The 9,212-nt window shown below is 58.3% G+C and carries 8 protein-coding genes and 1 tRNA gene; 3 read left to right on the top strand and 6 right to left on the bottom strand.

Annotated features, from left to right (window positions below; genetic code table 11):
* The 3 genes from AC1D06_RS40160 to AC1D06_RS40150 all read right to left on the bottom strand — a co-directional run.
* Positions 1–180 (bottom strand): transposase (locus AC1D06_RS40160; protein WP_477991071.1); only part of this gene is annotated, 180 nt, incomplete at its 3' end.
* 46 nt (positions 181–226) lie between these two features.
* Positions 227–3,514 carry an NACHT domain-containing protein gene (locus AC1D06_RS40155; protein WP_477991070.1) on the bottom strand — a complete coding sequence of 1,096 codons (3,288 nt, stop codon included), beginning with the start codon at positions 3,512–3,514 and terminating at the stop codon, positions 227–229.
* A 206-nt stretch (positions 3,515–3,720) separates the two neighbouring features.
* Positions 3,721–3,796: transfer RNA gene (locus AC1D06_RS40150), tRNA-Ala, on the bottom strand.
* Between the two features lie 178 nt (positions 3,797–3,974).
* On the opposite strand from AC1D06_RS40150, the gene AC1D06_RS40145 reads away from it, so the two are divergent.
* Complete coding sequence (locus AC1D06_RS40145) at positions 3,975–5,375, top strand: phosphomannomutase (RefSeq protein ID WP_477991069.1); 1,401 nt, start codon at positions 3,975–3,977, stop codon at positions 5,373–5,375.
* A 9-nt stretch (positions 5,376–5,384) separates the two neighbouring features.
* Positions 5,385–5,828, top strand: coding sequence for an N-acetyltransferase family protein (locus tag AC1D06_RS40140; protein WP_477991068.1), 444 nt, complete (start codon positions 5,385–5,387; stop codon positions 5,826–5,828).
* A gap of 54 nt (positions 5,829–5,882) precedes the next feature.
* Here the strand turns inward: AC1D06_RS40140 and AC1D06_RS40135 are convergent, their stop codons facing one another.
* The 3 genes from AC1D06_RS40135 to AC1D06_RS40125 all read right to left on the bottom strand — a co-directional run bounded on the left by AC1D06_RS40135 (position 5,883) and on the right by AC1D06_RS40125 (position 7,350).
* Positions 5,883–6,578, bottom strand: coding sequence for a UPF0149 family protein (locus AC1D06_RS40135; RefSeq protein WP_477991067.1), 696 nt, complete (start codon positions 6,576–6,578; stop codon positions 5,883–5,885).
* A 110-nt stretch (positions 6,579–6,688) separates the two neighbouring features.
* Entirely contained in the window at positions 6,689–7,018 is a 330-nt protein-coding gene (locus AC1D06_RS40130) for a helix-turn-helix domain-containing protein (RefSeq protein WP_477991066.1), read from the bottom strand.
* Positions 7,015–7,350, bottom strand: a complete 336-nt coding sequence (locus AC1D06_RS40125) for a type II toxin-antitoxin system RelE/ParE family toxin (protein WP_477991065.1) — start codon at positions 7,348–7,350, stop codon at positions 7,015–7,017. Before AC1D06_RS40125 ends, AC1D06_RS40130 begins: the two co-directional genes overlap by 4 nt.
* A gap of 263 nt (positions 7,351–7,613) precedes the next feature.
* On the opposite strand from AC1D06_RS40125, the gene AC1D06_RS40120 reads away from it, so the two are divergent.
* Positions 7,614–8,927 carry an ABC transporter substrate-binding protein gene (locus tag AC1D06_RS40120; protein ID WP_477991064.1) on the top strand — a complete coding sequence of 438 codons (1,314 nt, stop codon included), beginning with the start codon at positions 7,614–7,616 and terminating at the stop codon, positions 8,925–8,927.
* Positions 8,928–9,212 lie beyond the last annotated feature (285 nt).

The following is a 9,212-nucleotide window of genomic DNA, read 5'->3' as shown; positions in this document are numbered from 1 at the left end:
TTCCAGCGCCTTCAGACGCTTGGCCTCGGACACTTCCATGCCGCCGTATTTGGCTTTCCAATTGTAAAATGTCGCTTCGGAAACTCCGTGCTTGCGGCACAGGTCGGCTACCTTCGCGCCAGCCTCCTGCTCCTTCAGAACCGCAATAATCTGCTCTTCCGTAAATCTCTGCTTCTTCATGCGTCCGTCCTTCAATGGGCCGGACTCTAATCCATTCTGGAGGAAATTACCCGTGGCAGGTCAAAAATTCTACGTTCGCAGAACTGACGTCGACACCCGCTTTGAGCTGCTCCAAGAGGAAGGGTGTGATTTCATCCCTCAACGCGGGATCCGCGTCGATCACCTTCCGAAGCACGTCACTGGGATTTGGATTGTCGGACGCGTCCGTCGCCCATTCTTCCAAGATTTCCCGTTGAGCTACATCTTTGAAAACCGCGCGATTGGCCTCCGCAGTTTCGACAAACCACTGCGGCACGTTATTTGGGTTGAGCAGCCCGTAAACCAAGGTGTTCGCGATCTCTTGTTCTGTGCCAACAATCGGACCGCGCTTGGCGTCGATAGCGAGGCCTGCCAGCCCGGCATAGAGTAGATAGGAGTTTCGCTCGTTCTTGGTCAAAGAGTGTTGCCGCCAGAAAGCGCGATATCCGGTGGAGAACCAGTCGGAGATGAAGGAGCCGTACCGCTGTTTGATAAAGACCACGGTCTCGTCGCCAAGATCGTTTGGTTTCTGCCTGAAAGTCCAGGTTAACGCTGCCTGATCGACTCCGGACTGGAGGTTTTTTCTTCTTTGGAAGAACGTGATGGTGTTGCGCACTCGCCAGTAGAGGTCCAGGACGCTGTCACGTTTTTTCCTGAACCAGGTGCGGAGTTGATACTGGCTCTGATGTCGAAAACGATACCACCGTGCTTGGAACCATCTCACTACGCCCCTTGGGAACCGACGCTGCAGCTCGGTATCACCGCTCTTGCGAACAGCCTGCTCCAACATTCGGATGCCCTCCTGACGCTCCTTGAGCGGCAGGCGGTAAATGATCTCGTATGCGATCTCGAACGCTGTTCTGCGTACGAGGGGCGACCGGTCCGGCCGCAGGCCCCTCAACTGGGTAACGACGTCATCGATGGAAAATACCGATCTTTGTGACTCCTTGTCGCCCAGCTTGATACCCTCGATGACACCGTGAACGCGTACGTAGCCGTCCGCGCGGGCCGGAAAGAAGCCAACCCTGCGGTCAATCAAAGCTTTCTTCAGTTCAATATTGGGCACCATCAGTTCCAGCAGCTCGTCATATTTCGACCGCTCCATGCTAAAGTGGTCGCCGCGATTGGACAGGTACTCAATGGCGTCAAGCATAGCCGGTTGATGGTGACGCCAATTTCCACTGCGCAATAGCCGTATAGAAAGACCAAGCACGAGCGCCTTCAATATGCGATACTGAGCGACGACAGTTGGAAGTTGCGATTGTCCCTCCTGTCGTGCCCCTGAGGCAAAACGTAGCGAGATCATCAACCAGTGGCCGACATCGTCATCGGCGATGCTTGAACCCAGCTCTTCGAGCAACTGCGGCGTTATCGATGCATAGTTTGAAGCCTCGCGTCGCAGCCGTGAAATTGCACAGATCGCGTCCAAGACGTTGACAGAATGCGGGAATGCGCATTGGAGAGCCGAGACTTGATAACGGTTCCAGGTGGGAGCTTCCTGGACATCATCCGGCGGCAAGACATAGAGCGACGCCTGGAAAGCCCGTTCGGCGCGAACCGCGTCGCCAAAATCCTTCAAGGCGAGGCACGCTTCTGCTCGCACTCGTAGCGCCTCAGTTGAATCAGTCGCGATCGCCACCATCTTGTCAGCGAGTAAGACTATCTCGCCATACCTGGCAACCTCCACGAGAAACTCGCGCGCTTCAGGCGACTTCGCACTGTCGAGAAGTCTTGAGACCGTGGGCGCGAGGTCGGGGGTTGCGAACTTTGTTACGTCATCTGATGCGAACCACTCTCCACGAAATCTTCGATCATCATAAAGTGCGATATGTGCTTCCAGAGCCGCCCCTCGCTCTTCGCTAGATAGAAACAGCGGATCGCCTGTTTCGATGAGGAGGCTCGGCCGAAAAGACGTAATTTCTGTACGAGCGGTCTTATTTAGAGTTGCCAGCCAACCGATTACCTGTTCCGTCTCTGGCGGGGCAAAGGTTTTGCCGTGGCTCTCGGCGAACAGCGGTGTGATCACATCAAGGGAATCGGAATTGCTGCGCATCTGTCGGTCGAAGAACTGTGCAGCTTGGAAGTCTTGCAGTTCTCTATGTGCAAAGCGTATCTTTCCCGCAATTGAGGGCTGGAAAAGAGCGCTGCTAAGCAGCTGGCGCACAGAAGCCTCGGTCCACGGTTCGACATCGTTGGACAGCACGGCGAGGGCATTCACCGACAGCGGAATTCCTGGCCTGATGGACAGGTCCTGCACGCCTGCCAGCACCGTAGCGGCGGCCAGCTTCTCGCACGCCCGCCGCGCTCCCGTCGGATCGAGATTGGACCTGCGTTCTTGATCCTGTTCCGTTTGCAGTCTTGCGGAGATTGCACTGCGGAAGAGTTCCAAACGGGATGCAAACACCTGATCAGGAGGCACGCCTTTTTCCAACTCGTACAACCAAGCGTCGATTAGAAGGTGCACCTCAAAAGGCTGTTGTGCCAGACTAGCCGCCCGAGCCCTTCCGACCGCGTGAAGGAATTCTGCTGTGCTTGGCAGTCTCGACTCGGCAAGCCGCTCGACTTCAGCATGCTGCAAGCCCGCTAGGCGGTACACTCCGACTTTCGGCTTTAGTTTATCTTGGAGGTCCCCTCGCAGCTTCTTCAGAAACTGGGCAACTATTTCGGAGTCCGTCGCTCCGTGCCATTCACTGGGCCGTGTCGTTACAACGAGCTTGAGCGCCTGCCCGGCCGAGCCTATAGCCTCCCCCAGTTGGCCAAACGCATCATTCAACACCGAGCCGTTGCGGGCGTCGGGCAAACGGGCCTCATCCAACGCATCGAGAAATAGAACCGCTGCTCTATTGCTGCCAAGCCACTGATTGAACATCCTTTCGCCGTCAGGGTCTTTGGGGGAGAAGGATTGGCGAACCGATTGACGGCACAAGGCTTCCAACTTGAGAACGAAGGCCGGTGTGCCGCTCCTTCGAAGTTTTTTTGCCGCTTCGAGGACCTCAGTTGTTTTTCCTGAACCGGCCGTGCCAAGGATTATGGTCGCATCATTCTTCTGAATATCCTCCCAGGTATCTCCGGTTGGCTTACCTCGAATTGAACGGGGGAAACTCGCGACACGTTCGTCAGCGGAGTCCGTCGCCGTACCGATATCGATGAACCTGCGCTCAAAAGAGATGTATTGGAAGTCGGCCAAGTTTGTTGTCTCGCTCTCGAATTTTGGCAGATAGTGCCAGCACCTTGCCAAAAGTGCAAAGAGGTTGCGCCGATCAGGTTTTCGACCCACGCTCGCAATCAACAACTGGAATCGAAGCGCTTTTTCCAACGGGCATAATCAGTCGGATTCGGTCGGGTCTGAATGCCCATGCGCGAAAGAGGAACGGCCAGAAAACCCGCCCGTTGGCAGCTTCTGGGGTTCACATTTCCATAAATGCAAGTTGATACAACCCCGAAAAAATAACTAAACCCGTGATTGAGGCGGGCAAATGTAGGGACAGAATGGTCGCAAAGGCGTGAAAAGCTCGATAGTTTTGGTGGAGCTAAGGAGGATCGAACTCCTGGCCTCTACATTGCGAACGTAGCGCTCTCCCAGCTGAGCTATAGCCCCACACCGTTTGCCGCCCGAAGCGGCAATGCGCCCTAAATAGCATTTATCCGGAAAAGTTCAACGCCCCTCGCGCGGCAAAAAAGGCGAGGTGGCAGAATTTACCTCGATTGCCGGCTTCGTGTTGAAAACGCCCCAATTTCCGTTATGGCTCAGAGAGAGAAACCTAAGGAGATTGCGCGTGGCGGCAGCATTTGGAACTTCGGGGCTTCGTGGTCCCGCCGTGGATTTTACCGAGAGCCTGTGCACAGCCTATATCGGCGCCTTCCTCGAACGGTTCGAGGCCAGTGCTGCCGGCCGCACCGCCTATGTCGGTGCCGATCTGCGTGATTCGAGCCCGCGGATTGCCGGCCAGTGCCTCGCCGCGGTCAAGGCCGCCGGCTGGACGCCGGTCTGGGCCGGCACGGTGCCGACGCCGGCGCTCGCCGCCTATGCCATGGCGCGACAGGCACCGGCGATCATGGTCACCGGCAGCCATATCCCGGAAACCTATAACGGCATAAAATTCTACCGTCCGGATGGCGAGTTCTTGAAGGACGACGAGGCGCCGGTCCGCGTCCGCGCCGAGGCGATCATCGACGAGGGCAGGGTCGCGGCCGCCATGGCGCCGGGTGAGCCGCTCGCCGCGGTCGCCGAGGACTATGTGTCACGCTATGTGAGCGCTTTCGGCGCTTCGGCGCTGTCGGGATTGAAGATCGGCATCGACCTGCATTCCGCCGTCGGCCGCGATCTGCTTGTGCGGATTTTTGAGGGATTGGGGGCCGAAATTCTTCCCTTCCGCCGCGTCGAGCGTTTTGTCGCCGTCGACACCGAGGCGCTCGACCCCGAGGACATTGCCCGCGCCCGGGCGCTGATCGTCGAACAAAACCTCGATGCGGTGATCTCGACTGATGGCGATGGCGACCGACCGCTGGTCATCGACGAGGCCGGCCGGCAGATCAATGGCGACGTGCTCGGCGTGCTCACCGCCCGGGTGATCGGCGCCAAGACCGTCGTCACCCCGCTCTCCTCCACCAGCGCGGTGGAAGAATCGGGCTGGTTCGGCACCGTCGAACGCACCCGCATCGGCTCGCCCTATGTCGTGGCGGCGATGGCCACTGCGAAAGAGCATCCGGCCGCCGGTTTCGAAGCCAATGGCGGCTTCCTGCTGCAGGACGATATTTCGCTGGCGAATGGTTCGCTTCCGCGCCTGCCGACCCGCGACGCCGTGCTGCCCGCCATCGCGTGCCTTGTGCTTGCCAAGCAGGAGCGGCTGACGCTGTCGGCGCTGGCCGGCACGCTGCCACCGCGCTTCATGAAGGCGGACCGCGTCAAGGACGTGCCCGGCGACAAGGCAAAAGTGTTTCTCGGCGAGATCGAGGCCTCTGCCGATTTCCGCACCGCTTTCGATCCGCGTATCGCGGTGCCGGTTGCAGTGTCCACGCTCGACGGCGTGCGCATGGCCTTTGCCAATGGCGACACGGTGCATTTCCGCCAGTCCGGAAACGCGCCGGAAATGCGCATCTATGTCGAAACCGGCGATGCGGCGGCAACCGACAGGCTGCTGGGCGAACTGATCGACAAACTGAAGCAGCGCTTCTGAGGAGCCGTCATGGCCGTCGAAATCCGCAATGCCGAGGCGAGCGACCTCGATCAGTGGCAGATGCTGTGGCAGGGCTACCTGACCTTCTACAAGGTGACGATCGCGCCTGACATCACCATGGCGACATGGGCGCGCATCCTCGATCCGATGAACCCGCTCACCTGTCGCGTCGCCACTTTGGACGGCGCGCTCGTCGGCTTCGCCCATCACCATACGCATCTGACCACCTGGGACACGCGGCCGACCTCCTATCTCGAAGACCTGTTCGTCAGTCCGACCGTGCGCGGCCACGGCGTCGGCCGCACACTGCTCGATGATCTCGTGGCGCTGGGCAAGGCGGCGGATTGGGCTTCGATTTATTGGATCACGGCCGAGGGCAATGTGACGGCGCAGAAGCTCTATGACAGCTACAACAAGCGGGACGAGTTTTTCCGCTATTCGATCACATTGTAAGCCGGCGAACTATGTCTCTAAGTCGATCCGTCTGCTGCAGGCTCAATTTCTTTTTTAGTTACCGCCGCAGCATTTCTTGTATTTCTTGCCGGAGCCGCAAGGGCATGGATCGTTGCGACCGACTTTCATATTTTGCATCGGCGCAGACGCGGGCGGCATTGATAGCGCAGACCGGGGGACGCGAGCGGCGTTGAGGGTTTCGATCCAGCCGGCGATGAGGTCCGGCGCGGCGGACTGGAGTTCGTCAATATTCTTCTTTTTGAGCTTGCTTTTGCCGGTGGCGATATCGGAGAGGGCAACCAGTCCGGCCATGGCGGCCGCTATGTTTTCACCCATGCCGAGATAGACCCTCCAGCTCTTCGGCCGCAGGCGCATGGCGGTCTCGAAGCCGTCGATCCATATTTCCCACAGGACATCGTCATTGCGGGTATCGACGTCGAAGACAGGTGCAAATCTGCCCGCGCCGATATCGGCGGTGATGGCCTTGTAGTGCTCCATGACCAGGCTCGTCAATTTTTCAGCCTGCTTGGCACTCTGAAAGACGGGGCCGTCACCCTGGCCTTCCGCGTCCCAGATGAGCGGCAGCCATTCGCTCGGCATGATCAGATCGGGGCAGACGACGATACCCGCGAGATAGCCTTCGAGTTGGCTGGCCGACATCGGATCGCAGTCTTCGGCCAGTTCGTCGAGCTTCTTTTCAAGCAGCGTCAGCCTTCGCGAAATATCCTGCATCTCGGTTCCCAATGCCATGGCAGCGGTTCAATGATGCGTGTGATCGGTTGATCTGCGATCCGAGTCAAGCCGTCGCGCGGATACGGCTTCGGGATCGTCGTGCTCGTTTGAGGGCCGCCGTTTTTCCACTACTGGACGAAGGCCTGCTCACTCCGGCTATGCTTCCGGGTTGAAAATGTCAGGCCAACCTCTACGTCCGGTGCCAGTCGGTGCAGGATGCGCACCAGCCGATCAAGAGTGAACTTGGCCAGATCGGCGTTTCTCACCCGGGATATATCAGCAGCGGCCACGCCCGTTATTTCCTCGGCTGCGCGCACAGTCAACTTGCGCTTGTCGAGCACGGCAATGATTTCCGCCGCGAGCTTGGCTTTCATCAGCTTGGTTTCGGCATCGGGATCGCCGAAGTCGGCAAAGATATTGCCGCTTCCCCGAACGATTTCAAAGTCGTCGTCACTCATGGCATCATTTCCTTTATTCGCTTCAATCGCGCCTTGATCAGATCCACCTCCTTTTGAGGCGTCGCGATTCCTTTGGTTGATTTCTTCTGGAAGGCGTGAACCACCCAGATAGCATCGCCAAATTGAAGCGCGTAGACGGCTCGATATGCGTCTGTGCGATAGGGCAGGGCGATTTCCATGATGCCCGATCCCAAACCGCTCATGGGCTTTGCGATATCCGCCTTGCCGCCTTCCGCGGCGATGACCGGTGCGGATTGCATGATGTCGCGTGCGCCTGTGGGGAATGTTTCGAATTCCTTACGCGCTGCTTTCACCCACAGGATTTCTCTCATGCACCCATGTTGTCATATTTCACAACAACGGGCAACCAAATCCAGAAAATCGTCCCGCTCGAGATTCGGTTCCTGAGCGCTATTCCGGAGCGTTCCGGAACAAATCCCAACCGCGATCATTGTTTCTGTAATCCGCCTTCCTCCAGCGTCCAAACCAACATTGCTGCACCGCAGCGACGATTTCCGCTTGACAGTTTTCTCTAATAAACGAATAAATGCTCACGGGCATAGCATTTGCTCATTTCTTCTGTGGGAGGAAGATCATGAACTTGAGAACGGTTTTGCTGGGCGCAAGCTCGGCTCTGGCCATGTACGGCATGGCTTATGCGGACACGACGCTAACGATCGCAACGGTCAACAACGGCGACATGGTTCGCATGCAGAAATTGACGGATGACTTCACCAAGAAGAATCCGGACATCAAGCTGCAATGGGTGACTCTGGAAGAAAACGTGCTGCGGCAGCGCGTCACCACCGACATCGCCACCAAGGGCGGTCAGTATGACGTGATGACGATCGGCACTTATGAAGTTCCGATCTGGGCCAAGCAGAACTGGCTCGTGCCGCTCGACAAACTCGGCGACAGCTACGATGTCAACGACCTGCTGCCGGCCATCCGCGGCGGTCTTACCGTCGACGGCAAGCTTTTTGCTGCGCCGTTCTATGGCGAAAGCTCGATGGTCATGTATCGCAAGGACCTGATGGACAAGGCCGGGCTGAAAATGCCTGACGCGCCCACCTGGGACTTCATCGGCCAGGCGGCCCGCAAGATGACCGATCGCGCCAATGGCGTCAACGGCGTCTGCCTGCGCGGCAAGGCCGGTTGGGGCGAGAACATGGCCTTCCTAACGGCCATGTCGAACTCCTTCGGCGCCCGCTGGTTCGATGAGAACTGGAAGCCGCAGTTCGATCAGCCGGAATGGAAGAAGACGCTCGAAACCTATGTTCAACTGATGAAGGACGCCGGCCCGGAAGGCGCTTCGTCCAACGGTTTCAACGAGAACCTGGCGCTGTTTCAGCAGGGCAAGTGCGGCATGTGGATCGACGCCACGGTCGCCGCGTCTTTCGTCTCCGACCCCAAGGCTTCGACGGTGGCCGACAAGGTTGGTTACGCTCTGGCGCCCGACAACGGTCTCGGCAAGCGCGGCAACTGGCTCTGGGCCTGGTCGCTGGCGATCCCCGCCGGTTCGCAGAAGGTCGACGCGGCTGAAAAGTTCGTCGCCTGGGCAACCTCGAAGGACTATCTGAAGATCGTCGCCGACAAGGAAGGCTGGGCCAACGTTCCTCCGGGCACGCGCACTTCGCTCTATAGCAACCCCGACTACCAGAAGGCAGCACCCTTCGCCAAGATGACGCTCGACAGCATCAACTCCGCCGACCCGACCAAGCCCACGGTCAAGGCGGTTCCCTATGTCGGCGTGCAGTTCGTCGCGATCCCGGAATTCCAGGGTCTCGGCACCACYGTTGGCCAGCTCTTCTCTGCCGCTCTTGCCGGCCAGATGAGCGTCGACGACGCCCTGAAGCAGGCCCAGGATGCAGCCACCGCCACCATGACTGAAGGCGGCTACATCAAGTAATCCATAAAAGTTACGTCTCCCAAGGACGAACTGGCTGTCCGGTCTCCTCCGGTCGGGCAGCCCCTTTAGACCCAGCCTGCGAGTTTGAGAACCGGTTTTCGGGAGCAAGGCAGGCAAGAAGATAATAGCGAACTGTAGTTGCCGTCATTTTCGCGCGCTCCGCGGCGGCACTGAAAAACAAACAAGAAATAAGCGGCATTGTCTTCCCGTCTGCGGGACCATGACAAGCCGAAGCCTGGGAGGAGCATTGGAATGGCCACGCAACAAACCCGGACGCTTGCCCGC

The sequence above is a fragment of the Rhizobium sp. P2_G2 genome (assembly GCF_056403555.1).
The sequence above is the reverse complement of the archived record's forward strand: the minus strand, read 5'-3'. Positions and strand labels throughout refer to the sequence as shown.